At 70.3% G+C, this 26,137-nt stretch carries 21 protein-coding genes and 1 tRNA gene; 8 read left to right on the top strand and 14 right to left on the bottom strand.

Going from position 1 to position 26,137, the window contains the following annotated elements; translation table 11 throughout:
* The 11 genes from EV378_RS23260 to argS all read right to left on the bottom strand — a co-directional run bounded on the left by EV378_RS23260 (nucleotide 1) and on the right by argS (nucleotide 14,050).
* Nucleotides 1–1,284 (bottom strand): serine hydroxymethyltransferase, encoded by a 1,284-nt coding sequence (locus EV378_RS23260; RefSeq protein ID WP_132429569.1) that lies wholly within the window; start codon nucleotides 1,282–1,284, stop codon nucleotides 1–3.
* A 230-nt stretch (nucleotides 1,285–1,514) separates the two neighbouring features.
* The gene (locus EV378_RS23255) at nucleotides 1,515–2,180 is read right to left on the bottom strand and encodes an L-threonylcarbamoyladenylate synthase (RefSeq protein ID WP_132429568.1); all 666 of its coding nucleotides are present in this window, start codon (nucleotides 2,178–2,180) and stop codon (nucleotides 1,515–1,517) included.
* 39 nt (nucleotides 2,181–2,219) lie between these two features.
* Nucleotides 2,220–3,119, bottom strand: a complete 900-nt coding sequence (gene prmC, locus EV378_RS23250; RefSeq protein WP_132432615.1) for a peptide chain release factor N(5)-glutamine methyltransferase — start codon at nucleotides 3,117–3,119, stop codon at nucleotides 2,220–2,222.
* 61 nt (nucleotides 3,120–3,180) lie between these two features.
* On the bottom strand, nucleotides 3,181–4,263 hold the full coding sequence (gene prfA / locus EV378_RS23245) for a peptide chain release factor 1 (protein ID WP_132429567.1): 1,083 nt from the start codon (nucleotides 4,261–4,263) through the stop codon (nucleotides 3,181–3,183).
* A gap of 82 nt (nucleotides 4,264–4,345) precedes the next feature.
* The gene (rpmE, locus tag EV378_RS23240) at nucleotides 4,346–4,564 is read right to left on the bottom strand and encodes a 50S ribosomal protein L31 (RefSeq protein ID WP_132429566.1); all 219 of its coding nucleotides are present in this window, start codon (nucleotides 4,562–4,564) and stop codon (nucleotides 4,346–4,348) included.
* A gap of 138 nt (nucleotides 4,565–4,702) precedes the next feature.
* A complete protein-coding gene (rho, locus tag EV378_RS23235; RefSeq protein ID WP_243653730.1) occupies nucleotides 4,703–7,096 on the bottom strand; it encodes a transcription termination factor Rho in 2,394 nt (797 codons plus the stop codon).
* Between the two features lie 364 nt (nucleotides 7,097–7,460).
* Nucleotides 7,461–8,363, bottom strand: coding sequence for a homoserine kinase (gene thrB / locus EV378_RS23230; RefSeq protein WP_132429565.1), 903 nt, complete (start codon nucleotides 8,361–8,363; stop codon nucleotides 7,461–7,463).
* Nucleotides 8,363–9,472: a threonine synthase gene (gene thrC / locus EV378_RS23225; RefSeq protein ID WP_132429564.1), complete on the bottom strand. Its 1,110-nt coding sequence runs from the start codon at nucleotides 9,470–9,472 to the stop codon at nucleotides 8,363–8,365. The genes thrB and thrC overlap by 1 nt, the downstream gene beginning before the upstream one ends.
* Nucleotides 9,469–10,839, bottom strand: a complete 1,371-nt coding sequence (locus tag EV378_RS23220; RefSeq protein WP_132429563.1) for a homoserine dehydrogenase — start codon at nucleotides 10,837–10,839, stop codon at nucleotides 9,469–9,471. Before EV378_RS23220 ends, thrC begins: the two co-directional genes overlap by 4 nt.
* A gap of 89 nt (nucleotides 10,840–10,928) precedes the next feature.
* On the bottom strand, nucleotides 10,929–12,404 hold the full coding sequence (lysA, locus tag EV378_RS23215; RefSeq protein WP_132429562.1) for a diaminopimelate decarboxylase: 1,476 nt from the start codon (nucleotides 12,402–12,404) through the stop codon (nucleotides 10,929–10,931).
* Entirely contained in the window at nucleotides 12,401–14,050 is a 1,650-nt protein-coding gene (gene argS, locus EV378_RS23210; protein ID WP_132429561.1) for an arginine--tRNA ligase, read from the bottom strand. Before argS ends, lysA begins: the two co-directional genes overlap by 4 nt.
* Nucleotides 14,051–14,213: 163 nt before the next feature.
* Here argS and EV378_RS23205 point away from each other — a divergent pair, with 163 nt between their 5' ends.
* From EV378_RS23205 to EV378_RS23190, 4 genes are all read left to right on the top strand, one after another.
* Nucleotides 14,214–16,394, top strand: coding sequence for a hypothetical protein (locus tag EV378_RS23205; RefSeq protein WP_132429560.1), 2,181 nt, complete (start codon nucleotides 14,214–14,216; stop codon nucleotides 16,392–16,394).
* A gap of 112 nt (nucleotides 16,395–16,506) precedes the next feature.
* Nucleotides 16,507–17,319 (top strand): DUF3105 domain-containing protein, encoded by an 813-nt coding sequence (locus EV378_RS23200; RefSeq protein WP_132429559.1) that lies wholly within the window; start codon nucleotides 16,507–16,509, stop codon nucleotides 17,317–17,319.
* A gap of 16 nt (nucleotides 17,320–17,335) precedes the next feature.
* Nucleotides 17,336–18,028, top strand: a complete 693-nt coding sequence (locus EV378_RS23195) for a DUF305 domain-containing protein (protein WP_243653729.1) — start codon at nucleotides 17,336–17,338, stop codon at nucleotides 18,026–18,028.
* Between the two features lie 61 nt (nucleotides 18,029–18,089).
* Nucleotides 18,090–18,161, top strand: a tRNA-Arg gene (locus EV378_RS23190).
* Between the two features lie 130 nt (nucleotides 18,162–18,291).
* On the opposite strand, the gene EV378_RS23185 is transcribed toward EV378_RS23190, so the two are convergent.
* Together EV378_RS23185 and EV378_RS23180 are read right to left on the bottom strand one after the other, a co-directional pair.
* Complete coding sequence (locus tag EV378_RS23185; protein WP_243653728.1) at nucleotides 18,292–18,549, bottom strand: site-specific integrase; 258 nt, start codon at nucleotides 18,547–18,549, stop codon at nucleotides 18,292–18,294.
* A gap of 440 nt (nucleotides 18,550–18,989) precedes the next feature.
* Nucleotides 18,990–20,969, bottom strand: coding sequence for an ATP-dependent nuclease (locus EV378_RS23180; protein ID WP_165922440.1), 1,980 nt, complete (start codon nucleotides 20,967–20,969; stop codon nucleotides 18,990–18,992).
* Nucleotides 20,970–21,685: 716 nt separating this feature from the next.
* Between EV378_RS23180 and EV378_RS23175 the strand changes: the two genes are divergently transcribed.
* The 4 genes from EV378_RS23175 to EV378_RS23160 all read left to right on the top strand — a co-directional run bounded on the left by EV378_RS23175 (nucleotide 21,686) and on the right by EV378_RS23160 (nucleotide 24,372).
* Nucleotides 21,686–21,880: a hypothetical protein gene (locus EV378_RS23175; protein WP_132429557.1), complete on the top strand. Its 195-nt coding sequence runs from the start codon at nucleotides 21,686–21,688 to the stop codon at nucleotides 21,878–21,880.
* Entirely contained in the window at nucleotides 21,877–22,275 is a 399-nt protein-coding gene (locus tag EV378_RS23170) for a type II toxin-antitoxin system VapC family toxin (RefSeq protein WP_132429556.1), read from the top strand. The genes EV378_RS23175 and EV378_RS23170 overlap by 4 nt, the downstream gene beginning before the upstream one ends.
* Nucleotides 22,276–22,372: 97 nt before the next feature.
* Nucleotides 22,373–22,999: a hypothetical protein gene (locus EV378_RS23165; RefSeq protein WP_132429555.1), complete on the top strand. Its 627-nt coding sequence runs from the start codon at nucleotides 22,373–22,375 to the stop codon at nucleotides 22,997–22,999.
* A gap of 383 nt (nucleotides 23,000–23,382) precedes the next feature.
* A complete protein-coding gene (locus EV378_RS23160; protein WP_132429554.1) occupies nucleotides 23,383–24,372 on the top strand; it encodes a hypothetical protein in 990 nt (329 codons plus the stop codon).
* Between the two features lie 583 nt (nucleotides 24,373–24,955).
* On the opposite strand, the gene EV378_RS23150 is transcribed toward EV378_RS23160, so the two are convergent.
* The gene (locus EV378_RS23150; RefSeq protein WP_132429552.1) at nucleotides 24,956–26,104 is read right to left on the bottom strand and encodes an FAD-dependent oxidoreductase; all 1,149 of its coding nucleotides are present in this window, start codon (nucleotides 26,102–26,104) and stop codon (nucleotides 24,956–24,958) included.
* Nucleotides 26,105–26,137: the final 33 nt, after the last annotated feature.

Here is a 26,137-nt window from a genome sequence, read left to right as displayed (position 1 = left end):
TCAGCCGCGCGGGTAGGCCGGGGAACGCCCGACCAGCGTGGTGACCGCCTCGGCGACCGCCTTCAGCTCGTCGTCGCCGGCCGGGGTGTCGTGCTCGGCGCGCACCGCACGGGCCAGCAGCGTCGCGACCTCGGCCATGTCCGCCTCGGTCATCCCCTGCGTGGTGACGCTCGGCGAGCCGACGCGCAGTCCGGAGGGCTTCATCGGCGGCGCCGGGTCGTACGGGATCGCGTTCTTGTTCAGCGTGATGCCCGCCCGGTCGCACCGGGTCTCGGCGTCCGATCCGGTGACGCCGATCGGCCGCAGGTCGATCAGCGACAGGTGGGTGTCGGTGCCACCGGACACGGCGCGCATGCCCTCCGACTCCAGTCCCTTGGCCAGCGCCTGGGAGTTCGCGACGACCTGGCGTGCGTACGCCTGGTACGCGGGCTGCGCGGCCTCCTTCATCGCGACCGCCTTGGCCGCGACGGCGTGCATCAGCGGGCCGCCCTGGGAGAACGGGAACACGGCCTTGTCGATCGCCTTCGCGTGCTCCTCGCGGCACAGCACCATGCCGCCACGCGGTCCGCGGAGCACCTTGTGCGTGGTCGCGGTGACGACGTCGGCGTACGGCACCGGCGACGGGATCGCCTGGCCGGCGACCAGCCCGATGAAGTGCGCCGCGTCCACCATCAGCTTCGCGCCGACCTCGTCGGCGATCTCGCGGAAGATCTTGAAGTCGATCAGGCGCGGGTACGCCGTCGCGCCAGCGATGATGATCTTCGGCTGGTGCTGCTTCGCCAGATCGCGGACCTGGTCGTAGTCGATCAGCTCGGTGTCCTCGCGGACGAGGTAGGACACGGCGTTGAACCACAGGCCGGAGAAGTTGACCTTGCTGCCGTGCGTGAGGTGGCCGCCCTGCTTGAGGTCCATGGCCAGCACGGTGTCGCCGGGCTTGGCGAACGCGGCGTAGGCGGCGAGGTTGGCACTGGCGCCGGAGTGCGGCTGCAGGTTCGCGTGCTCGGCGCCGAACAGCTCCTTGGCGCGGGCGTTGCCGATGTTCTCCGCCTGGTCGACGACCGAGCAGCCGCCGTAGTACCGGCGCCCCGGGTACCCCTCCGCGTACTTGTTCGACAACGTCGAACCGAGCGCGGCCAGCACCGCCGGGCTGGTCAGGTTCTCGCTCGCGATCAGCTGCAGGCCTGAACGCAGGCGGTCCAGCTCGTCCAACACGACCCCCGCGATCTCGGGATCCTGCTGCTGCAGTGCGGAGAAGTCCGGGCCCCAGAACGTCTGCTCACTCACGGACGTGCACGTTACTCGACCACCTGCGCCACATCGTCGCCCGTGCGGACCCGGTCACACCTGTCGCCGGTCGATCGGGCCGCCGGACAGCCGCAACGTGCCGGCCGATCCGGTTCCGCGATCGAGTGGAACGTTACGGCGCCGGACGCAACCGGAACGTGCCGCCCGATCCGCGAAGGCCGTCGAGTGGAACGTCCCGGCGCCGTGCGCAGCCGCGACCTCTGATCGACTCAGCTGTCGCGGGCGACCGGCTCGCCGAGCGTCTCGGCGATCTGCTCGGCCGTGACCTCGCCCTCGCGCAGGATGCGGATCTGGAAGCCGGTGAGGTCGACGATCGTGCTGGCGATCGGCTCACCGGACGGGCCGCCGTCGAGGTAGACGGCGACGCTGTCGCCGAGCTGCCGCGAGGCGTCCTCGACGTTCGCGGCCGGAGCCTGCCCGGACACGTTCGCGCTGGACACGGCCATCGGTCCGATCTCGCGCAACAGCTCCAGCGCGACCGGGTGCAGCGGCATGCGCAGCATCACCGTGCCGCGCGTGCTGCCCAGGTCCCACGCCAGCGACGGGGCGTGCGGCAGCACGATCGACACCGCGCCCGGCCAGAACGCCTCGATCAACGCCCGCGCCGACGCCGGCACGTGCGTGACCAGGCCGTCGATCGTCGTCCAGGACCCGACGAGGACCGGGACGGGCATGTCCGGGCCGCGGTTCTTGGCGGCCAGCAGCCCGCGCACGGCCTCGCCGGAGAAGGCGTCGCACCCGATGCCGTAGACCGTGTCGGTCGGCAGCACGACGAGCTGGCCGGTGCGGACGGCGCGCGCCGCGGCGGCGAGTCCGCTCAGGCGTTCGTCGGGGTCCGCGCAGTCGTAGGTCGGCCGGGTCTGCGGTGCGGTCACGGCCCGGCAGCCTACGCCCGCCGCTCCGGCCGTCGGACCTCAGGCGCCGTCACGCGAGTCCGGGCGCACCCGGGTCCCGCGTGGCGCCGGCACCCGGCGGGCCGTCACGAAACGCGGACGGCCCGCGAGGTCGGCGTGCTCGACGACCTCGTCCAGTGTCCGACGACGGCGCAGCAGCTCGGGCACCGACTCGGCGTGCGTGTCGTCGTGCTCGACGGCGAGCGCGCCCCCGTGGCGCAACAGCCCGGCCGCGACGTCCAGCACGGCCGGGATCAGCTCCAGCCCGTCCGGACCTCCGAACACGGCGTCCGCGGGGTCCCAGTCGGCGACCTCTGGCTCCACCGGTGTCCCGTCCGGCACGTAGGGCGGATTGCAGACGACCAGGTCGACCCGCCCCTCCAGCTCGACGAGCAGGTCCGGCCACCGGACGTCGGCGACGTGCAGCGTGACGCGGTCCCCGTGCGCCGCGATGTTGTGCCGCGCCCACCGCACCGCGGCCGGATCGGCCTCCAGCGCGTGCACGGTCCCGTCCGGCCGGGACCCGGCGAACGCCAGCGCCAACGCCGCCGACCCGGTGCACAGGTCGACGACCACCGGCGACCGGACGTCGCGGATCGCGGCGAGGCCCCACTCCAGCAGCAGCTCGGTCTCCGGCCGCGGCACGAACACGCCGGGCCCGACGTCCACGGTCACCGGACCGAGCACGGCCGTGCCGAGGATGTGCTGCAACGGTTCCCGCTTCGCACGACGGGCGGTCAGCTCCCGCAGGCGCTCCACCTCGTCGTCGTCGACCAGCGGGGTCATCAGCAGCTGGGAGCGCGGCCTGTCGAGGACGTGCGCGGCGAGCAGCTCGGCGTCCACCCGCGGGGAACCGACCCCGGCGGCGGCGAGGCTGCGCTCCGACTCGGCGATCGCGACGCGCAGCGGATGGCGGCTCACGGCGCCAGCCTGCCCCTCGCGGTCCGCGCCGGCCGGATCGACATCCCGGCGGGTCATGCGATCACCCGTCGGAGGAGGAGGCCGCCATCGCCTCGGCCCGCTCGGCCGTGGTCAGCGCCGCGATCACGTCGTCGAGCCGGCCGTCGAGCACCGTGGACAGGTTGTGGGCCTTGAACCCGACGCGGTGGTCGGAGATCCGGTTCTCCGGGAAGTTGTACGTCCGGATCCGCTCGGAGCGGTCGACCGTCCGGACCTGGGAGCGGCGGTCGGCGGAGGCCTGCTCGGCGGCCTCCGCCTCGGCCTTCGCCTGCAGCCGGGAGCGCAGCACCTCCAACGCACGGGCCTTGTTCTGCAGCTGCGAGCGCTCGTTCTGGCAGGTCACGACGATGCCGGTGGGCACGTGGGTGAGCCGGACCGCGGAGTCGGTGGTGTTCACGCTCTGCCCCCCGTGCCCGGACGAGCGGTACACGTCGACCCGCAGGTCCTTCTCGTCGATCTCGACGTCCGGCGCGTCGTCGACCTCCGGGAACACCAGCACCCCGGCCGCGGACGTGTGGATCCGGCCCTGCGACTCGGTCACCGGCACGCGCTGGACGCGGTGCACCCCGCCCTCGAACTTCAGCGACGCCCACACCCCGCCCGACGACGGGTCCTTCGACCGCACGGACAGCGTGACGTCCTTGAACCCGCCGAGGTCCGACGGCGTGGACCCGAGCTGCTCGACCCGCCAGCCGCGGCCCTCGGCGTACCGCGTGTACATCCGCACCAGGTCACCGGCGAACAGCGCGGACTCCTCGCCCCCCTCACCGGAGCGGACCTCCATCACGACGTCGTCCGAGTCGTGCGGGTCGCGCGGCACGAGCAGCTCGGCCAGACGCTCCTCGAGCGGCTCGATCCGTGACGCCAGGTCGTCGGCCTCGGCGGCGAACGCCCTGTCCTCCTGGGCCAGCTCGCGCGCGGCGGTGAGATCGGCCCGGGTGGTGGCCAGCTCGTTCGCCACGGCGACGACCGGGCCCAGCTCCGCGTACCGGCGGCCCAGCTTGCGGGCGGCGGCCGGGTCCGCGAGCACCTCGGGGTCGGCGAGGCGCTGCTCGAGCTCGGCGTGCTCGTCGAGGAGCGCGTCGACCGACTCACGCGTGCTCATGCGGTCCTTCCGATCATGGGGGCTGACATACGAAACGGCGCCCGCCACCTCGCTGCGAGGTGACGGGCGCCGCGAAAGGGAGCTAGCTGGTGCGCTGGCGCTTGCCGTAGCGCGCCTCGAAGCGGGCCACGCGGCCGCCGGAGTCCAGGATCTTCTGCTTGCCCGTGTAGAACGGGTGGCAGGCGGAGCAGACCTCGACCGTGATCGCGCCCGTGGACTTCGTGCTGCGCGTCTGGAACTGGTTGCCGCACCCGCAGGTGACCTGCGTGTCGACGTACTCGGGGTGGATGCCCGAACGCATGGGTGTGTCCTCTCGTCGTGGCGCCGGGTCCCTGCTCTTCTCAGAGCGGCGAGGGTGAACCGGAGCCGTATGGCTTGCGACCCATTCAACCACCAGGGCCCGGCGGTGATTCCCGCCGGGCCCTGGTGACGAACGACGTCAGTCCTCGGTCAGCGCCCCGGGGGCGTTCTTGGAGACCTGCATCAGGAACTCGATGTTCGTCTTGTTCTTCTTCAGCTGGGTGATCAGCAGGTCGATCGCCTGCTGGTCGTCCAGCGCAGCGAGCACCCGGCGCAGCTTGACCATCACCGCGTGCTCGTCGGGGGACATCAGCAGCTCGTCCTTGCGGGTCGAGCTGTCGCCGATGTCGATGGCCGGGAAGACCCGCTTGTCGGCGATCTTGCGGTCGAGCTTGAGCTCGGCGTTGCCGGTGCCCTTGAACTCCTCGAAGATCACCGTGTCCATCGTCGACCCGGTCTCGACCAGCGCCGTCGCGAAGATCGTCAGCGACCCGCCGTCCTCGATGTTGCGCGCCGCGCCGAGGAAGCGCTTCGGCGGGTAGAGCGCCGTGGAGTCCACACCGCCGGACAGGATCCGGCCGGACGCCGGCGCCGCCAGGTTGTAGGCCCGGCCGAGCCGCGTGATGTTGTCCAGGAGCACGACGACGTCGTGCCCCATCTCGACCAGGCGCTTCGCCCGCTCGATCGACAGCTCCGCGACGGCCGTGTGGTCCGACGGCGGCCGGTCGAACGTGGACGCGATGACCTCGCCCTTCACCGACCGCTGCATGTCGGTGACCTCCTCCGGCCGCTCGTCGACGAGGACGACCATGAGGTGGCATTCCGGATTGTTCGTGGTGATCGCGTTCGCGATGTTCTGCATGATCGTGGTCTTGCCCGCCTTCGGCGGCGACACGATCAGCGCGCGCTGGCCCTTGCCGACCGGCATCACCAGGTCGATCACCCGGGTGGTCAGGATCGACGGGTCGGTCTCCAGGCGCAGCCGCTCGTTCGGGTAGAGCGGGGTGAGCTTGGTGAACTCGGGCCGCTGGCGGGCGGTCTCCGGGTCCCGGCCGTTGATCGTGTCCACCCGCACGAGCGGGTTGAACTTCTGGCGCTGCTGCTCGCCGTCGCGCGGCTGCCGGACGGCACCGGTGATCGCGTCGCCGCGGCGCAGCCCGTTCTTGCGCACCATCGACATCGAGACGTAGACGTCGGTCGGGCCGGACAGGTAGCCGGTGGTCCGGACGAACGCGTAGTTGTCCAGGATGTCGACGATGCCGGCGACCGGGAGCAGCACGTCGTCGTCGCGGATCTCGGTGTCGACGCCTCCGCCGCCACCGCCGGTGCGCTCGCGGTCCCGGCCGCGACGACGGTCCCGGAACCGGCGACCGCGGCGGCCGCGGCCGTCGCCGTCCTCGTCGTCCTGGTCGTTGGCGCGGTCGTTGGCGCGGTCGTTCCGGTCGTTGTTCCGGCCGCCACCGTTGTCGTTGTTGTTCCGGCCGCCGCCGTTGTCGTTCCGGCCGCCGCCGTTGCCCTGGTTGTCGCGGCCGTTGCGGTTGCCCTGGTTGTCGCCACCGCGGTTGCCGCCCTGGTTGCCGCGGCCCTGGTTGTCCCGGTTGCCGCGACGGTCGGAGCGGTCGCCGTCCTGGCCGTCGCCCTTACCGCCCGCGTCCGCCGCGACGCCGGCGGGCTGCTCGGCCCGCTCGTCGTTCTGGGACTGGTTCTGGGGCTGGTTCTGGGGCTGGTTCTGGGGCTGGTTCTGCGACGAGCCCTGCTGCCGGTCGTCGCCACCGCCACCACCGCGCCGGCGGGTCTGCCTGCGGCGCGGACCGCCCTCACCACCCTGCTCCGACGAGCCGCTCTGCTCCGACGAGCCGCCGGCCTGCTCGGAGCCGCCGGCCTGCTCGGACGAGCCGTTCTGGGTGGACGGGGTCGAGGCCTCGGTCACGTCCGGAGTGGACGGGGCGCTCGCGGCGGCCGTTGCGGCGGCACCGTCGGCGACGCCGTTGCCCGACGCGCCGTCGCCCGACACGCCGTCGGTCTGCGGAGCAGCCTGTGCCGTCGACGAGTCGGTCTCGGGAGCGGAGGACGCGGCGGGCGCCCCGGCCGGACGGCTGGCCGCGCGACGACGGCGCGTCGGCGTCTCCTGCTCGGCCGCACCGTCCGTGGAGGCCTTCGCCGCGGAGCCGGATGCGGCGTCGGCCGTCCCGTTCGCGGCCGGGGCGGTGTCCGTGGCCGAGCCGTTGCTCGACGCACCGTCCGAACCGGACTCACCCAGCGTGAGCTGGGAGTTCCCGGAGGCGGCGGCATCGCCGGTCGCGGAGCGGGGCGACGGGCGCGAGGATCGTTTGGCCGGGGCGCTGTCGCCCTGCCGCTCCTTGATCGCCGCGATCAGGTCCCCCTTCCGCATGCCGGAGATGTCGGGGACGTTCAGCTCGGTGGCCAGCTGGCGCAGCTCGGCCAGGACCATGCCGGAGAGACCACCACGACGACGGGGAGCCGCTGGTGCGTCGCTATCGGACTGGGAGCCGACGAGATCGGTCTCGCTCACGAAGTTCCTTCCTGACCGACCTGACTCGTCTGCGTCCAGGTCAGCGGATTCACGCGCTTCGCCCGGCACGGTCACCGGACGGACTGCCGGGAGGGGGACGGGTGATCGACCATCACCGGCAACATCTGCGGGCCCATGACGACGTCACGGGAAACGGACCGCCCGTTCGGGGTCCCGATCCCGGAGAATCGTGAGAACAGGACCATGGGAGATCGGCGAGCGGGCCGAACACGAGACTACGCGGATGTCGCGTGGATCGCCATGTGACTGCCGAGCGTAGACGTACCGCACAGCGGCGGCAACAACCCCCTCCCCGGCGCGCCGAACACCACACCGGGCGGCGAGATCGCCGCAGGTCACGGCATCACGCGGCGTCGACCTGGATCCCGGCGGCGTCGATCGGCAACGGGAGCACCCGGAACCCGTCCCGCTCGGCCCCCGGCGGCAGCGTCCCGTCGGTCGTCAGTGCCACCACGGTCGGGCCGGCGCCGGAGACCGCGGCCGGGATCCCGTGCGACCGGAGCCACTCGACGAGCTCCAGCGAGTCCGGATAGGCCGGCCGCCGGTACGGCTGGTGCAGGCGGTCCTCGGTCGCCGCGAGCAGCAGGTCCGGGCGGGCGGTCATGGCCAGCACGCCGAGCGCGGTCCGGCTGCCGGTGAACGCCGCGTCGCCCAGCGGGACCCGGTCCGGGAGCAGGCCGCGCGTCGCCTTCGTGGCGGACTCGGTGGAGGCCACGCACGCGACCGGGTGCACGTCCGGGTGCGCGTCGAGGCGCACGGCGTGGAAGCGGCGGGCGGCGCCGGTCGTCTCCCACGCCACGACGAACCCGCCGAGCAGGCTCGCGGCCGCGTTGTCCGCGTGCCCCTCGATCCCGGCGGAGAGCTGCAGCAGGGCCTCCCGTTCGCCGTCGATCTCACGTCCGGCCAGCACCGCGGCCGCGACGACGCCGGACACGGCGGCCGCCGCGGAGCTGCCCAGACCGCGCGAGTGCGGCACGGTGTTGGTGCAGCGCAGGCGGATCCCGGCCGGCGCGTCACCGAACAGCTCGAACGACTGGTGCATCGCGCGGACGACGAGATGGCGCGGACCCAGCGGCACGCGCCCCTCCCCCTCACCGGAGACCTCGACGGACACACCGGGCGTGTCGCTGGCGCTGACCTCCAGCTCGTCGTAGAGACCGAGCGCGAGCCCGAAGCAGTCGAATCCCGGCCCGAGGTTCGCCGTGGAGCCGGGAACGCGGATCCGGACCTCGGTCGGCCGCCCCATCAGGCGAGCTCGAGGGCGGCGGCCACGGCCCCCGGATCGATCGGGACGACCTCCGGCTCACCGGCCGAGAGCAGCGCCGTGTCCGGGTCCTTCAGGCCGTGCCCGGTCACCGTGCACACCACGAGCGAGCCGCGCGGGAGCGTCCCGTCCGCTGACGACTGCAGCAGGCCGGCCACGCTCGACGCGGACGCCGGCTCGACGAACACGGCCTCCTCGGCGGAGAGCAGCCGGTAGGCGGCGAGGATCTCGTCGTCGGTGACGGCGGCGAACCGGCCGTTCGACTCGTCACGGGCGGCGACCGCGCCGTCCCACGACGCGGGCGCCCCGATCCGGATCGCCGTCGCGATCGTCTCCGGGTTCTTGACCGGTCCGCCGTGCACGAGCGGTGCGGCACCGGCGGCCTGGAAGCCGAACATCCGCGGCAGGTCCGAGATCAGGCCGTCCGCGTGGTATCCGCGGTAGCCCTGCCAGTACGCCGTGATGTTGCCGGCGTTGCCGACCGGGAGGCAGTGCACGTCCGGGGCCTGCCCGAGCTGGTCGCAGACCTCGTAGGCGGCGCTGGCCTGGCCCGCGATCCGGGTCGGGTTCACGGAGTTGACCAGCGCGATCGCCGGGTAGTCGGCAGTGGTCTTGCGGGCGAGCTCCAGGCAGTCGTCGAAGTTGCCGTCGATCTGCAGGATCCGGGCACCGTGCGCGACGGCCTGGGCGAGCTTGCCCAGCGCGATCTTGCCGCGCGGGACGAGGACGGCACAGGTCATGCCGGCCCGCGCGGCGTAGGCCGCGGCGGACGCGGACGTGTTGCCGGTGGACGCGCAGAGCACGCCCTGCTTGCCGTCGGCGAGCGCCGCGGTCACGGCCATCGTCATGCCGCGGTCCTTGAACGACCCGGTCGGGTTCGCGCCGTCGACCTTGAGATAGACCTCGCACCCGGTACGCGCGGACAACCGCGGTGCGGGCAGCAACGGCGTCCCGCCCTCGGCCAGCGTGACCACCTGCCAGCCCGGCTGCACCGGCATCCGGGGGCGGTACGCCTCGATCACCCCCGGCCAGTGTCCCGACGGGGGTGGCGCGACGGTCTGGCGTGCGGTCGACGCGGTCTGCCCGGTCATCCGGCCACCCCCAGTGCGCTGACGGCGCGCCCGAGACCCTCGACGCGCAGAACGCTGTTCACGCCGTTCACGACGTCCAGTTCCTGGATCGCGGCGACGGTCCCGGCCAGCGCGGAGTCCGGCGCCGTGTGCGTCACGACGGTCAACCGGGCCTGCGTCGGATCACCGTCCGCGGCCCCCGCGGAGCCACCGGTCTGCCGCACGGCGGCGATGCTCACGCCGTTGCGGGCGAACTCCCCGGCGATCGCGGCCAACACACCCTCGCGGTCGGCCACCTCGAGGTCGACGTGGTAGCGCGTCGGCACGGCGCCGATCGCCCGCACCGGCAGGCTCGCGTACGCCGACTCGCGCGGCCCGCGTCCGGCTGCGACGTGGTTGCGCGCCACGGCGACCAGGTCGCCCAGCACGGCGCTCGCGGTGGGCGCCCCGCCGGCGCCCTGCCCGTAGAACATCAGCTGGCCCGCTGCCTCGGCCTCGACGAACACGGCGTTGAACGCGCCGTCGACGCTCGCCAGCGGGTGCGACGACGGCACCATCGCCGGGTAGACCCGCGCCGAGACGGACTCGGTCCCGTCGGCGTCGTGGACGCGCTCGCAGATCGCCAGCAGCTTGATCGTGCAGCCGAGCAGCTTCGCGGCGGCGATGTCCGCGGCGCTCACCTCGCGCATGCCCTCGCGGTGCACGTCGGAGGCGGTGACCCGGGTGTGGAAGCTGAGCGTCGCGAGGATCGCGGCCTTCGACGCGGCGTCGTAGCCGTCGACGTCGGCGCTCGGGTCGGCCTCGGCGTAGCCGAGCTGGGTGGCCTCCTCCAGCGCGTCCGCGTACGACGTCCCGCCGGAGGCCATCGCCGACAGGATGAAGTTCGACGTGCCGTTCACGATCCCGGCCACCCGGGTGATCCGGTCGCCTGCCAGCGACTCGCGCAGCGGGCGCAGCAGCGGGATCGCCCCGGCCACGGACGCCTCGTAGTAGAGGTCGGCGCCGGACGCGTCCGCCGCCTCGGCCAGAGCGGGCCCGTCCTCGGCCAGCAGCGCCTTGTTCGCGGTGACGACCGACTTGCCGGACTTGAGCGCCTCCAGCAGCAGCGTGCGGACCGGCTCGATGCCGCCGATCACCTCGACGACGACGTCCACGTCGTCGCGCGCGACGAGCGCGGCGGCGTCCGTCGTCACCAGGTCGCCGAACGTCTCGGTCAGCCACGGGTGCCGGTGCGGGCGCCGCACGGCCACGCCGACCAGTCGCACCGGCGCACCGACCCGCGCCGTCAGCTCGTCGGCCTGCTCGGTGAGCAGCCGCACGACCTCGGTGCCGACCGTGCCGCAGCCCAGCACCGCCACGCGCACCTCGGTGCGCTCGCCACTGGTCAACCCGATCTCCTCGCAAACTGTCCTACCCGGCACGGCCGGGCGTCATCGTTCCCGCTCACCTCACCACGACCCACGCCGGGTGGTGCGACTCACGTACCCGCGTACGCCTGGCTGTCCGCCGGTACCTCGAAGCGGAACTGGTCCTCGAGCGTCTCCCGACGCAGCAGGACCTGTCCGGAGCCCTCCCGCACCACGACGACGGCGGGGCGCGGCAGCCGGTTGTAACCGCTGGCCATCGCGTAGCAGTAGGCCCCGGTCGCGGCCACCGCCAGCAGGTCGCCGGAGGCCAGGTCGGCGGGCAGCCAGCAGTCACGCACGACGATGTCGCCGGACTCGCAGTGCTTCCCGACCACGCGGGACAGCACCGGCTTGTCGCCGTCCGGCAGGCTGTCCACGGCGGACGACCGGGACACCAGGCGGACGTCGTAGGCCGCGTCGTAGAGCGCCGTGCGGATGTTGTCGCTCATCCCGCCGTCGACGCTGACGTACCGCCGCGACCCGCGGTCGAGCGGCACGTCCTTGATCGTCCCGACCTCGTAGAGCGTGACCGTGCCCGGCCCGGCGATCGCCCGCCCCGGCTCGACGGCGATGTCCGGCACGTCGAGATCGGCGGCGTGGCACTCGCGCTTCACGATGCCGCGCAGCTCCTCGGCCAGCCCGACGATCGGCAGCGGCCGCTCGTTCTCCCGGTAGGCGATGCCCACCCCGCCGCCGAGGTCGAGCGTGCGCAGCGCGCCGAGATTCTCCGCCCCGTGCTCGCGGTGCAGCGCGGCCAGCAGGCGCACCACCCGTCGTGCCGCGACCTCGAAGCCGTCGGTGTCGAAGATCTGGCTGCCGATGTGGCTGTGCAGCCCGACGAGCTCCAGGTTCGGTGCCGCGACGACCCGCCGGGCCGCTTCGAGCGCGTCCGCCGTGTCGCCGCCGCCCGCTACCGAGAAGCCGAACTTCTGGTCCTCGTGCGCGGTCGCGATGAACTCGTGCGTGTGCGCCTCGACGCCGACCGTCACCCGGATCATCACCGGGGCGACGACGTCGCGATCCCGGGCGACGGCGTCGAGGCGGGCGATCTCGTGGAACGAGTCGAGCACGACACACTCGACGCCGTACTCGACGGCCTCGATCAGCTCGTCGAGCGACTTGTTGTTGCCGTGCAACGTGATCCGCTCGGGCGGGAACCCGGCCCTGCGGGCCACGGCCAGCTCGCCGCCGGAGCACACGTCCAGCGACAGGCCCTCCTGGTCCACCCAGCGGGCGACCTCGGTGCACAGGAACGCCTTCGCCGCGTAGTGCACCGACCGCGCCCCGAACGCGGCCGCGAACTCCGCGCACCGGGCGCGGAAGTCGTCCTCGTCGAGCACGAACAGCGGTGTGCCGTGCTCACGTGCCAGGTCCCGGACGTCGACACCGGCGACCCGCAGCGCACCGTCGGCACCGCGCCGGGCGTTCCGCGGCCACACGGCGGGGGCGAGCTCGTCGAGCTCCGCGGCCGACGTCGGACGAGGTCCGGCCGACTCGGGCGGCAGGGAGATGCCGGCGTGCAGGGGCCCTGCCGGGTGCGCCCTCACATCCGCTCCGGAGCGGACACGCCGAGCAGACCCAGCCCGTTGGCCAGCACCCGCGCCGCCGCCATGCAGAGCGACAGACGGGCCCGATGCAGGTCGGTGACGTTCTCGTCGCCCATCGGCAGGACGCGGCAGGCGTCGTAGAACTTGTGGTACGCCGCCGCGAGCGACTCCAGGAACCGGGCCACCCGGTGCGGTTCGCGCAGCTCGGCGGCCGCGCGCACGACCTCGGGGAACTCGCCGAGCGTCCGGATCAGGTCGCCCTCGCGCGGATGCTCCAGCAGCCCGAACTCCTCGCCCGGTGTGACGTCGGCACCGGCCGCGTTGCGGATCAGCGATGCCAGACGGGCGTGCGCGTACTGGACGTAGAACACCGGGTTGTCGTTCGTCCGGCGGCCGATCAGGTCGAGATCGATGTCCAGTGTGGAGTCCACCGAGGACCGGATCAGCGTATAGCGGGCGGCGTCCACGCCGACCGCCTCCACCAGGTCGTCCATGCTGACCGCGGTGCCTGCTCGCTTGCTCATCCGCACGGGGTGGCCGTCGCGGAACAGGTTGACCATCTGCCCGATCAGGACCTCGACCGTGTCGGCCGGGTCGCCGAACGCCACCGCGGCGGCGCGCAGCCGGGCGATGTAGCCGTGGTGGTCCGCACCGAGCATGTAGATGCACAGGTCGAACCCGCGGGCCCGCTTGTCCAGGTAGTAGGCCAGGTCGCCGGCGATGTAGGCCGGGTTGCCGTCCGATTTGATGACGGGACGGTCCTTGTCGTCGCCCTCGTCGGTGGAGCGCAGCCACCACGCGCCGTCGGCCGGGTAGAGGTTCCCGCTGTCCTTGAGCCGCTGCACCGCGGTCTGCACGGCGCCGGAGTCGTGCAGCGACTTCTCGTGGAACCAGACGTCGAAGTCGGTGCCGAAGGCGTGCAGTGCGCGCTTGATCTCGTCGAACATCAGCCCGACACCGACCCGGCGGAACACCTCGTCACGCTCGGCGTCCGGTAGCTCCAGCGCGCCCGGCTCGGCCGCGACGACCTGCGACGCGATGTCCCCGATGTAGGCGCCCCCGTACCCGTTCTCCGGCGTGGGCTCGCCCCGTGCCGCGGCGACGAGCGACTCGACGAACCGGGTGATCTGGCCGCCGGCGTCGTTGAAGTAGTACTCGCGGGTGACCTTCGCCCCGCGCGCGGACAACACGCGCCCGAGCGCGTCGCCGACAGCCGCCCACCGGGTGTGGCCCAGGTGCAGCGGCCCCGTCGGGTTCGCCGAGACGAACTCCAGGTTCACGGTGCGGTCGGCGTACTCGTCACCGGTTCCGTAGGTGTCTCCGGCGCCCAGGATCTCGCCGACGAGCGCACCTTGCGCGTCCGCGGCAAGGCGCAGGTTGATGAAACCGGGCCCGGCGATCTCCGCGCCGGCCACACCGGGCCGGGTCGCGATCTCCTCGGCCAGCCATCCGGCCAGGTCACGCGGCGGGACACCGGCCTTCTTCGCCGTGCGGAGCGCGACGTTCGTGGCGTAGTCGCCGTGCTCCGGGTTGCGCGGGCGCTCGACGCCGACGTCCTCCGGCAGCGCACCGACGTCCAGGCCGCGTCGGGACAGCACGTCCCGTGCGACGTCACGGACGAGATCGGCGAGCACGTCGGGGTTCACCTGCCGAATTCTAGGAGGTGCCGGTACGCGGCCTCGCACCCCTTTCCACCGCCCGGACCACCCCGCCGCTACGGTCGTCCACCCGGCCGGTGCGCGCACCGGCCTCGGACGGTGTGCCGGAGACGCCGACGGCCGGACGCGGCCGCGCTCCGGCCGGAGGATCATGAGCGACACGCAGGAAGCGACGCCAGAGGCGCCCCCCGCGGCCGGCACGACCCGCACCACGCGGATCCGGCGTGGGCTCGCCCGCGTCGACCGGACGGCCGCCCTGCTGGCGCTCGGCTCGCTGGCGCTGTCGTTCGTGTTCCTGCAGGTGAGCCTCGGATACAACCAGGGACGGCTGATCCCGCCGCTCGACGACGTCTACATCCACCTGCAGTACGCCCGCCAGCTCGGGCTCGGTGAGCCGTTCCGCTACTTCCCCGGCGAGCCGGTCACCACCGGCGCCTCCAGCCTGCTGTACGCGTTCATGCTGGGTGGCGCGTACGCGATCGGGTTCGACGGGCAGTACCTCCTGGCGTTCGCCGTCGGGCTCGGTGCGGTGTGCGCCGCGGCGACGACGGCGTTGATCACCCTGCTGGGCACGCGCATCGCCGGCCGGGCCGTCGGGGTGTGGACCGGCGTGCTCGTGATGGTCTCCGGACCGCTGCTGTGGGGATCGGTCAGCGGGATGGAGGTCGGTGTCCTCGCCGTCCTGCTCGTCGGCGCGGCGTACGCGTTCGTGCGCGAGCAGCTGCGCGGGCGGTTCGTGGCGACGCCGGTGCTCGCGACGCTGCTCGCGCTCACCCGGCCGGAGGGCCTGATCGTCGCCGCGTGCCTGGTCGCGGCCATGCTCTGGACCTGGCGGCGGGTCGTCCCGTCCGCGCACCGGCGGTGGTGGACGCCCGCACTGGCCGTGCTCCCGCTCGTCGCCGCCGCGGGCCAGCTCCTGTTCAACCAGCTGGCCACCGGCAGCGTCCAGGCGTCCGGTGTGCAGGCGAAGTCGCTGCTGCACCAGGGCCTGCTGATGCAGCCGCTCGAGGTCGCCGACGGGACGGTGCGCAACCTGCGGGAGATCGCCGCGTCGCTGGCCGGGCTGTCCGGGCAGGACTTCCTGCCGCCGCTGACGCTCGTGCTCGCGGTGCTGGGCCTCGCCGCGCTGTGGACCGGCGGCCGGCGCACGCTCACCGTCGTACTGGCGGCCGGGCTCGCCCTCGTCCTGCTCAGCCTGTCCACGCTGAGCACGGCGCAGTGGCAGAACCTGCGCTACCTGCAGCCGTTCGTCCCCCTGTTCCTGCTGCTCGCCGTGCTCGGCGTGGACGGGGTCGCCCGGGTGGCCGGCCGGACGCGACGGCCCGCCGTGCTGCACGGGCTGCTCGCCGTGCTGCTGCTGTTCTCCGTGCTCGCGACGCCGACGTGGGCGCTGCGGTTCGGGCAGCAGGCGTCGGCGATGCGCGAGGGGCCGGTGTCGGTCGGCGACTGGATCGCCTACCACGTGCCGCCCGGGTCGTCGGTCGGTGTCAACGACGTCGGCGCCGCGGCCTGGTTCGGCGGCCACCGGACCGTCGATCTCGTCGGCTTGACGACACCGGGCATGGACCGGGCGTCGCGCAACGGCGCCGGGACGCTGTACGAGGCGCTGCGCCACCTGCCGCCGGGGAAACGGCCGGACTACTTCGCCGTGTTCGACCAGTGGGGCGGCGCCCCGGTCGGCGAGCTGCGCCGCTCGACGATCTACGGGACGGAACCACTGGTCTCGTTCCAGCTCGTCGCACCGCCCCGGCCGCTCTCGGTGACCGCGCCGCAGACCTGCCAGATCGACCGCACCTGCGACCGCGTGAACGTCTGGAAGGCCGACTGGCGCAACGCGGGCAGCGGCGACCGGCCGGACCTGCCGGTCCCCGGCACGATCCGCGACCACGTCAACGTCGGCGATCTCGACGACGAGGCGGCGCACGACTGGACCCCGCACCCGCCGGTGCTCGGGCTGCAGCCGGTGAGCATGGTCGACGCGGGCCAGGTCGCTCCGGGGCGGACCGTCGTGGACAGCGCGCGCTCGGTCACCGGCGGCGAGTCGTTCACGCTCGACCACCTGACGCCCGGACGTCCGGTCGCGCTGACCGGCCGGATCGGCGCCGGGCCCACGGCGGAGGGCAAGTCCCGCGTGCGGGTCGACGTGAACGGCGTCCACTCCAGCGAGTGGGAGCTGCCGGAGCGGCCAGCGGGCACCTGGGCACAGTCCACGTACGTGATCCCCGGCGAGCTCGTGACCTCGTCGAGGATCACGGTCTCGACCGGCCCGGTGGCCGAGTTCGTCGCGCCGTATCCGGACTACCGGTCCTACGGCTGGTGGGCCAGCCAGTGACCGCCCGTCGGCGTCGCGGGCGCCTTCCCTAGACTTCACGCCCGGGTGGTGAGCCCGCCCGACGTGCCCCCACGCGCCGGCCCGGCACGCCGGCTTGATCGTCAGGACACAGATGGCCAGCGGCAAGACGTCCAACAAGAGCAAGCGCGCGCCCGCCGTGAAGGCGGTCAACCAGCGTCAGATCCCCTGGTTGATGATCGGCGCCATCGTTCTCGTCATCGCGCTCGCCGCCGTGTTCATCGGTTATCCCCTCGTGCAGCGCGCCGAGGCGCGCAAGTGGATCCCGAGCGACGACAACAAGGACCCGTCGCTTGCCATCTCGGGCATCGTCAGCCAGCAGTACGGCGGCGGTCAGCACATCCAGCCGAACCAGCAGGTCGCGTACACGAAGACCCCGCCGTTCGGCGGCGCGCACGACGGCTACTGGGCGGCCTGCAACGGCGTCGTCTACCCGAACCCGGTACGCACCGAGAACCTCGTGCACTCCCTCGAGCACGGCGCGGTCTGGATCGCCTACAACCCGGACCAGGTCACCGGCGCCGACCTCGACACGTTGAAGGCCAAGGTCGACGGTCAGCCCGCGTCCGTGATGTCGCCGTGGCCCGGGCTGGCGACGCCGATCTCGCTGCAGTCCTGGGGCCACCAGCTCGCCGTGCAGTCCGCCGACGACGAGCGCATCGACCAGTTCATCCGCTCGCTGCGGCTCAACCGGTTCACCTACCCCGAGGTCGGCGCCAGCTGCGACGCGCTCGGGCCGGGCTACTTCGACCAGGACAACCCGCCGCCGTTCAAGGCGATCCCGCCGGAGTCCGCCGTGGACAACCAGACCGTGTTCCCGGAGAACCTGGGCAGCCAGGGTGTGGCCCAGGACCCCGCGGCCGGTGGGTCCGCTCCGGCCGCTCCCGCCCCCGCGCCGGGGCAGTGAGGGGCATCCTGGACCCGTGAGCACCGAGACGCCCGAGCGGACCGAGGCCGACCGACCCGCGCCCGCCCGGCCCGGCTGGCGTCCGGCGGCTCTGTTCGGCATCGCGATGGTCGCCGTCCTGGTGATCGCCGTCCTGGCCGGCTCGCTCGTCGGGTCGACCTCGACGCCGTCCGAGGACTCGGTCGACGTCGGGTTCGCGCAGGACATGTCGGTTCACCACCGCCAGGCCGTCGAGATGGCGGCGTGGGAGCGGGACAATACGCGCGACCCCGCGCTGAAGCAGCTCGCGTACGACATCGAGTCCACCCAGAACCAGCAGATCGGCCGCATGCAGGGCTGGCTGGGGCTCTGGGAGATGCCGGCGCTGCCGACCGGCACGTACATGACGTGGATGGCCGACGACCCATCGATGTCCGGTCACTCCGGCATGGACATGTCCGGCGGGGTCGACCGGATGCCCGGCATGGCGACCAGCGACGACCTCCGACGCCTGCGGACGACGACCGGGCCCGCGATGGACGTCGTGTTCCTGCAGCTCATGCTGCGCCACCACGAGGGCGGCGTGAGCATGCTGACCTACGGCCGCGACCACGCGGAGACCTCCGAGGTCCGCAACCTCGCCGGCCAGATGCTCGTCTCGCAGACCGCCGAGACCGACCTGATGAAGAGCCTGCTCACTCAGCGCGGTGGGCAGCCGCTGCCGCTCTGAGAGTTCGGTAACCCCCTGCGTCGACGACGCGGGGGTGCGCTAGGGTTTGTTCCTACGCACGGCCCCCGTAGCTCAGGGGATAGAGCACCGCCCTCCGGAGGCGGGAGCGCAGGTTCGAATCCTGCCGGGGGCACCCACCGCACCACCAGCGAAAATGACCCCTCACCAGCGAGAACACGGTGAGGGGTCGATCTTTGTGTGTACGGCTGCGTCCGGCCCTGACCGGGCGTCGGCGGGTCTCTGTGCCCAATGCGTGCCCACGTTCACGGTCCGCCGTCGCGGTACCCGAGGGCGTCCATCACGCGCCGCCGCACCATTGCGTCTTGGCCGTCGATCGTCTTTGCGTAGACCTTCAGCAGCACCTCGACGGAGTGCCCGGCCCACTCGGCGACCTGGGTCGGCGGGACGCCGCCGTTAAGCCAGGTGGACACGCAGGCGTGCCGCAGCGCGTAGGGGGTGGCGGCCAGCGGCGAGGCCGCGACGGCTTCCGTGAAAGAGCCAGGCGCCGGGCCGAGCGCCACGCACGCATTTAGGTCAACTTCGGCAGCTCCGGTGACCGCTCCCCCACGAACAGCCGGCCATCCGGACCGATCCCGAACTCGCCGACGTGAGCGTGCAGCAGAGCCGTCAGCTCCGGCCATCCGCACACCGTCCCGTTCGAACAGGTTGTGCCACTCGTCAGTTCGCGCAGGGTCGCGTCGGCAGCGAATCCCCCGTTCGGTGCCCGAGTCCTACCAGCCAAAGCTGTACGGCAACGGACTGCTCATTTCCCGCGCAACTATTCTCCGAGTCTGGCTGAAATCGGCCTCGATGCTACGGGCGCTGCACGGGTCTTGACCACAGAGTCGGGATGGCCGATACAGCGATTCATGAGCAGCGAAATTCTAAACTGCCGTGAAGGGTATATCGCCGCGAGCGAGACCGATCTAACCCCCGACGCCGCCCTGACCGCTGTTTTCGGTCAGCGTGGCGCGCCGATATCAGCGGCGTTCCGCGTTGGCATCGACGTACCCGGCTGACTACTTCCTAATGTCGACTCAGTCACCGCTTCGCATAATTGACGCGCGGCGACGACCAGGTCGCGGATGAATCCAGGCGGATCAGTTGCGCACTCCTCGCTTGCGAGCAGGTATGTTGCGGCGTTCTTTCCACCGGTCCCTCGCCCGTCATCGATGATCTTGTCTCGCGTTGCAGCCCAATCTGGCCATTCTACGTTGACAACCGACTCGATCGTGTCGGGGGTAACGCACACTGTGTCACTCACGATTCCAGACGGGTAATCTTCCTCGGGAATTTCTAGGTATCGACAAAGCTCGCGATTCTCTCGCCGAACCGATCGCTCGGCTTGCTCGATCTTCTCCTCGTCCTTCCCGTCTTGACGCATACGATCACCGCATCCGGAATCATTATCGAATACGCATAGTGTGGGTATCGATAGCTCAGCCAAGATAGCGTGCGGGACTGACAGTTTCCCCTTACCCTGCGCCGACGAAACAACGATACCGTCGTACTCAAGAGGCCTATCACGATGCGCTGCACCTTCGATGATCGCTTTGTCGTGATCACCCTCGACAAGTACGACAGTTTCAGCGAAGAATGCGTCAGGAAGGTTCTTTAGACACACTTGATCCCACCGCGAGACCAATGCGGACTGCGCCACATGTCCAGCCAAGCGAAGCGAAACGCTCTCCAAAGAGGCCGTACTGACGGAAATTGTCTTAGATGGCCCACGCCTCCTCACTAGCCGGATCTGATCGAAGTACCGCGGCTCAATGAAGTAGGGACTGTGGGTCGCGTAAGCTACTTGAACTTGCGCGTCCGTTCCGCTTGCCATCGCACGCAATACCCGTGCAAAAACACGCGCCTGTGTCGGGTGTTGGAATAACTCGGGCTCTTCGATCGCAAGCACCATCGAGTGGTCTGTGATTGCCTTCGATCCTTGCTCCGCAAGGAGCTTGGAAGCCGCAATAAGCAGCGTCCGCTGAAGCCCGTGGCCTTGTCGGTCGACACTCGTAAATGTCTTGCCATCCCCGAACTCAGCCGCGACCGAGAGTGCTGGGACTTTTAGATCCGGCGTCACCGCAGAGAGCTTCAACTCGTACCCTGGCGCGAATGCAGTTATCGCTTCAGTCGCGCTTGTCGCCAAGCCGGACAGCTGCCCTCGCAGGGTTCGTTCGATAATTTCCTCGACGTCTCGTGAGTACCGCGACTTCAGCTGATCTATCTCGGCGGAAGCGCCCTCTCTGTCGACAGCCAAAGCCAAGATGCGACCGACCACTGAGCTTCTGCTATCCGACACTTCCTCCTCGGCTCGCAGATCAGCAGGCACGAAGACGTAGTCGAAGACCCCGGACAAGCGTCCGCCGCCCTGGAATCCGAAGAAGTGCGTGTCAGATACATCTGCGTCGCTGAGAAACTCCGGATGATTCGCCTCCCACTCATCCATCGCTGTAAACGTGTTTGTTTGATTTGTCCACTTCGGAATATCTAGATCGGGATACTGACGTCCCACTTCTTGAAGTGCTGCCTTCTTATCGGCAGCACTTACTGCAGAACGAACATTCTCAAATGAAGCAAAGGCTACACCCTTCCCAGTGAATTTGTCGTCTTGCCCGTTCCAACTTCGCCACGCAGTAAACGTCTCGGCGGACTCCGGAGCATACTTTCGAGTCAGGATCTCTCTGTCACGGACGGTAAGGTCGGCAAACGTAACCGACACCTGTACTAGATCTGATTCGCCGGCATGCTGGTTGATATCGGCGTCTGCGAATCGACCCTTATCTCCGTTAAAGAACCAGTCGAGCGCTCTTAAAATTGTCGACTTTCCAGCTCCGTTAGGGCCAAGCAACGTCGTGACGTTGTCGAACTCAACCTTCAGGGTGTCGATTCCTCGGAAGTTGCGGATAGTCGCCGACTGGATGCGCACAGCTATGCGTCGCACTCTCGCCATGCTGCGTTACATCCTGCCGCTCCGGTCACGCATGCCGATCCGATCCCGACCCGTCTGCCGAGTACGCCTCTTTGAACATCAAGGCGCCGCCTCCGGCGGCGCGCGGGCCGGCCACGCCGGCCCGCCGGCTTCGCTCCCTCTACCTCCGGCCCGGTCGCGGCCGTCGGTCCGGCTACCCGGCCCGCAGCCGTGGAGAGGCGCCAGATGCACGAGGGCTCGGCAGGGGCGTCACGGTCTCTCATCGGCGTCGACGAACACCAGGCATCGAAGAGCGGCAGGGAGCTTCCCCCTCGGCCGTGAAGTGTCCACGCCGCAGAGCCGACCACAAGGGCGCCTACGGCGTCGCTCCGCGATGGCTGCGCCACCCTTGCACCCGTCTCCACGACGAGCAGGCGGCCAGGACGAGGGAGATGCCGGGAGAATGGGCTCGTACCCAGGACGTACCCACGGCGCTCGATCGGCTCAGATCCGAGAGCTGTTCTCGCAGGTCAGCGGCACCGCGTGGAGCGATGCAGTCCGCCCCTCCGGAGAGGGGGATCGTTTCGGGCCAGCTCGGCGAGGTGGCCGGGCGCGCCGGCGCCGGCGGCTGCAGCGTGCCTCCCGATCGGGACCCGGCTCCGGACCGACTCGCCGATCGAGGACATGTCAGTTGAGGGTCCCGCGTGGCCCTGGGTGAGACCATTGCTCAGACGATGGAGGTGAAGGCCATGACCTCGAGCCCGAACCACGACCAGCCAGGTGACGACGGGTACGTCTCGACCGAGGAGCTCGCTCGCCGACAGGGCGTCGGACCCATCGAGTCGGTGGAGGACCTCGCCCAGCCCGATCTGTGGGAGTCCGACGAGGAGTACGAGGACTTTCTCGCCGACCTCTACGCCTCCCGCCGCGCCGGCCTCGCGTGAGCGCGACGGTCCTCGACACCGACGTCGCGTCGGCGATCCTCAAGGACCGCGTGCCCGACCGCCTCGCGAGCCGGCTCGCGGGCGCCCGGCTGGCTATCACGTTCGTGACCGTCGGCGAGTTGACCCAATGGACGTTCCTGCGTCGCTGGGGACCGCAGCGCCGTGCGGGCCTAGAACGCTTCTTTACGCAGGTGATCGTCCTGCCGTACAGCCCACGCGTGGCGACAGTGTGGGGCGAGATCCACGCCCACGCCCAGATGCGAGGACGGCCGCGCCCGATCAACGACTCGTGGGTCGCCGCGTGCTGCCTCGCCCGGGAGCTTCCGCTCGCGACGCTCAACGTGAAGGACTTCGCCGACTACCGCGATCACGAGGGCCTCGAACTGGTCGCCTGACCCGCGGGGGGCGACCGACCGCCCCTTACCTCACAGCCTCGCGCTCGTACCAAGTTCTGGGGAGCCCGGACGAATCGGAGTAACGAGGCGCATCCGTGTGGTCGACATCGATGTGTCCGGGCGCCGCAACGGTCTGCGCCGTCAGTATGACAGGAGAGGTCTCGGCGTGGATCTTCAGTACGACTCGGTATCTGGTCGCTGGTATCTGCCACAGGGTGCATACCCGCCTCCGGCCACCCCACCGCTCTCGAACGGGCTCGGCGTGACCGGGTTCGTCCTGACCATCATTGCCGCGATCGTCGGTCCGTTGATCTGGCTCTTCGCGGACCCCGCCGTATATGGAGCTCCCGGGGTCCTCGGCTTTCTTCTTGCGGCCCTCGCGCTCGCGCTTGGAGGACCCGGGCTATATCGGGCCCGGAAGGGTCTGGCCGGCCACATCAACTTGGCCATGATCGGAGTAGTCGGTGGAGCCGCTACGATCGGCATCCTGATTCTTCAGCTCACCATCGCAATATCGGTATTCTATTCTGACGCAGACGATCTCTGCTCTAGGCTCTCGAATCAGTACGAAGTCGAGAGCGCGATCGACGCCATCAGTACTGCATCGCCCGGTCGATCCGCTGGCGCGCAGATCGAACGGGCCAAAATGATGGTCAACTCCGAGTGCCCTGGATCGATTGGCCTTGTTGGTCGAGCTGAGGATCTGCTCTACCGGCCGTACTGATCCGCCAAAGCTACCTGCATTTGATCCCGGACACCCGCAGCGGGCCTCCTCTAATTCTAATCGGGCCATCCGACCGGCTCCGATGCCGCCTGCCGAATGATATCGATGAACAGAACCGATTCGGACACCAAGAGTGGACAGCGAGGCAGATACATCTGAGGAGGCAACTTATGACTTGATTGTCGATACGCCCATCCTCGGTTTGCGACCCCTTGAAGTCGATTGGATTCATGATGCCCTGGAACATACTCCGGCGCCGAAAGAGCGTCGATCGAGGCCTAGCCCCCACGAGATCTCGACACCCAGCGGAACAGACCCACACCTGGGCCGGGACTGACTGGGGCGCTGGTCGTCCAAGCCCGGTGGAGGCCACGCCCCCTCCGGTGAACCGACAGAACCAGTTCGCCGATGTGACTGACACGTGCGAGCAAACCCGTCGAAACGCCGCTCACCGGCGACCGAGGCCGGAGCCCCCGACGCAAGTGGTGGTCGCTCCAAAGCCGCAGCTGTTCGAGTACAGCCAGAACGACTACGACTCGAACCCGCCTCGCCTCTCGGCGATCGACGTCGACCCCGTCGACGTCTCAGACGACGGCCGGCTCGGAGTCGTGGGAGAATCCCATTATCAACAGGGCCTCAAACTGGCATCAGGCGGACATGTCGCCGGATACGATCTCGACAGCCACCTGCCTGCAATCGCACTGATGGTGCCCGAACCAAGCAACCCGTTCGACAACAGCGCGGTGCGGATCGATGTCGTGCACGGTGGCCGATCCGTAACGGTTGGCTACCTGGCCCGCGAGGTGGCGCGTCATTATCAACCACATCTGCTACCGCTTCGCCAGCAGAACCGAGTCGCACGCTGCCCTGCGCGCATAACCGGCGGCGGGTCCGGAAAGTACTATGGCATTTACCTCCACGTTGCGGCACCCAGCAGGTTGTTCGCGGCAGCCGTCACCGGACCGGAGGCATCCTTTGCAAGCAGCACCCAAGACTTGATCCGCCTCAACGCCGACTGGTTCTGCACCGTCACGAAGGAGGAGGCACACCAGGACGTCTTGGCGCGGTGCGCCGACCACTGCTCCGACATCGAGCAACCCGGCGAGTTCGTCCTGGACTTCTGTCTCGCCGCAAAGGGCAAGTATCGCGGAGAGCGCGTGATCGAAGTACGGATCGGCCCCGATCGTGTCGGCGAGCTGACGATGGCGATGACGAACAGGTATTCCTTGCTCCTCGACCTGATCCATCAGCGCGGGGCGGTCGCGCTGGCCCATGGGCATATCGAGCAAGACGACCGTCGCGGCTATCAGGTCGTCCTGCATATGCCACGAGATCCCGCCCGTCCCCGGCGCCCTGAGTGGTTCGATGCCTAGTCGAAAACTGCAGCGGCACCTGGCTTAGTCAGGTGGATGTTCGCCGCATCGGCGGTAAATGGCTGGTACGCCTGGAGTTCTGCCCGTAGGCATGGTCCGCCACCCATGACTTGGAGCTGAGCACTCCAGCGGTATGCGCGGGCCAGCAGCATGGTCCTGAGCTGGCTGCGTGGAACGACTCGTGGAACGAAGCACAGGGCAGCAGGGGGCCACGGAGACCGATCCGGCAAACGTCAGGCCCGCAGAGTTCCTGCAAGGACCCGATAGATCACCCGGTCCGCCGGCCTCCGGAGGCGGGAGCGCAGGTTCGAATCCTGCCGGGGGCACCCACCGCGTCACCAGCGAAAACGACCCCTCACCAGCGAGAACACGGTGAGGGGTCGATCTTGTTGTGTACGGCTGCGTCCGGCCCTGACCGGGCGTCGGCGGGTCTCTGTGTCCAATGCGTGCCCACGTTCACGGTCCGCCGTCGCGGTACCCGAGCGCGTCCATGACCCGGCGCCGCACGATGGCGTCCTGGCCGTCGATCGTCTTGGCGTAGACCTTGAGCAGGACCTCGACCGAGTGAACATCTGGATGCGCGTCATCCCGAGTTGACCGGGGTGCCCATCCGTCCGAAGAACTCGACCAGCCCGCGCGGGGAGTCGTCGGCGAAGCACAGGTCGAGGCCGCGGGCCGACATCCGGGCGGCGACATCCGCGCGCGGGAACATCGCCCTCTCGTACCGCAGGAGGGCGCCTTCCACGTCGTCGCCGTGCTCGACCAGCGCCAGCGCCAGCTCGCAGGCGTCCAGCATCGCGGCGTTCGCGCCCTCGCCCGCGAACGGCGACATCAGGTGCGCGGCGTCGCCGATCAGCGTCACGCCCGGGGTGCGTGGCCACGAGTGGCCGGCGGGGAGGGCGTGGATCCGGCGGGCGGTGACCTCGTCGTCGCAGTGCCGGATGAGATCGGTCAGCGCCGGATGCCAGTCGGCGAACTCCGCCAGCAGCGCGGTGCGCGCGGCAGTCACGTCGGCGGCGTCGAGGCCGTGGGTCTCGACCCAGTCCTCCGGGGTGCGCAGCATGGCGCCCAGGTGCAGGTCGCGGCCGCCGTGGCCACCGATGTTCTTGTTGTCGGACAGCGCGAACAGGCTCCCGGTGCCGACCAGCTCGGCGGAGGCGGGCAGCCTCGTCGGCGCGTCCGTCACGCAGAGGTCTATGTAGCTGATCCCGGCGTACTGCGGGACTGCGGCCGACAGCAGCGGGCGGACCCGCGACCAGGCGCCGTCGGCCCCGACCAGCAGGTCGGCGGTCCGATGCACGCCGCCGTCGAAGGTGAGCTCGAACCGCCCGTCTTCACGGCGACGGGCCGCGGTGAGCTTGTGGCCCCATGCGACCCGGCCGGGATCGAGCGAGTCCAGCAGGAGGGCCCTCAGGTCCGTCCGGTCGATCTCGGGCCGCCCGGTCGTCCCGTCGGCGGGCGACTCGTCGATGAAGACCGTGCCGGCCTTGTCCATCACCCGCATCGCCTCCGCCTGCGGCCGGGTCAGCCGGGTGAACCGCTCGTGCAGGCCGGCCTCGCGCAGGGCCAGCTGGCCGGACTCGACGTGCAGGTCGAGCAGGCCGCCCTGGCGCCGGGCGGTGGCGGAGGCGTCGAGCTCGTAGACGGTGCTGTCGACGCCGTGCTTCTGCAGGATTCGCGCCAGCACCAGGCCGCTGATGCCGCCGCCGACGACGGCGATGGAGTAGGTCATGGGGCCGCCTCGAGTCATATACGGTGTACGTGA

Source organism: Pseudonocardia endophytica (assembly GCF_004339565.1).
Lineage (GTDB): Bacteria > Actinomycetota > Actinomycetes > Mycobacteriales > Pseudonocardiaceae > Pseudonocardia > Pseudonocardia endophytica.
This window is presented reverse-complemented; position numbering and strand designations above follow the sequence as displayed.

Coding starts and splice junctions, on each gene's coding strand:
- thrB (WP_132429565.1), bottom strand. CDS start 8,363: ATGGGGCGGCCGACCGAGGTCCGGATCCGCGTTCCCGGCTCCACGGCG.
- EV378_RS23200 (WP_132429559.1), top strand. CDS start 16,507: ATGGCCAGCGGCAAGACGTCCAACAAGAGCAAGCGCGCGCCCGCCGTG.
- prfA (WP_132429567.1), bottom strand. CDS start 4,263: ATGAGCACGCGTGAGTCGGTCGACGCGCTCCTCGACGAGCACGCCGAG.
- thrC (WP_132429564.1), bottom strand. CDS start 9,472: ATGACCGGGCAGACCGCGTCGACCGCACGCCAGACCGTCGCGCCACCC.
- rpmE (WP_132429566.1), bottom strand. CDS start 4,564: ATGCGTTCGGGCATCCACCCCGAGTACGTCGACACGCAGGTCACCTGC.
- EV378_RS23150 (WP_132429552.1), bottom strand. CDS start 26,104: ATGACCTACTCCATCGCCGTCGTCGGCGGCGGCATCAGCGGCCTGGTG.
- EV378_RS23205 (WP_132429560.1), top strand. CDS start 14,214: ATGAGCGACACGCAGGAAGCGACGCCAGAGGCGCCCCCCGCGGCCGGC.
- EV378_RS23175 (WP_132429557.1), top strand. CDS start 21,686: ATGACCTCGAGCCCGAACCACGACCAGCCAGGTGACGACGGGTACGTC.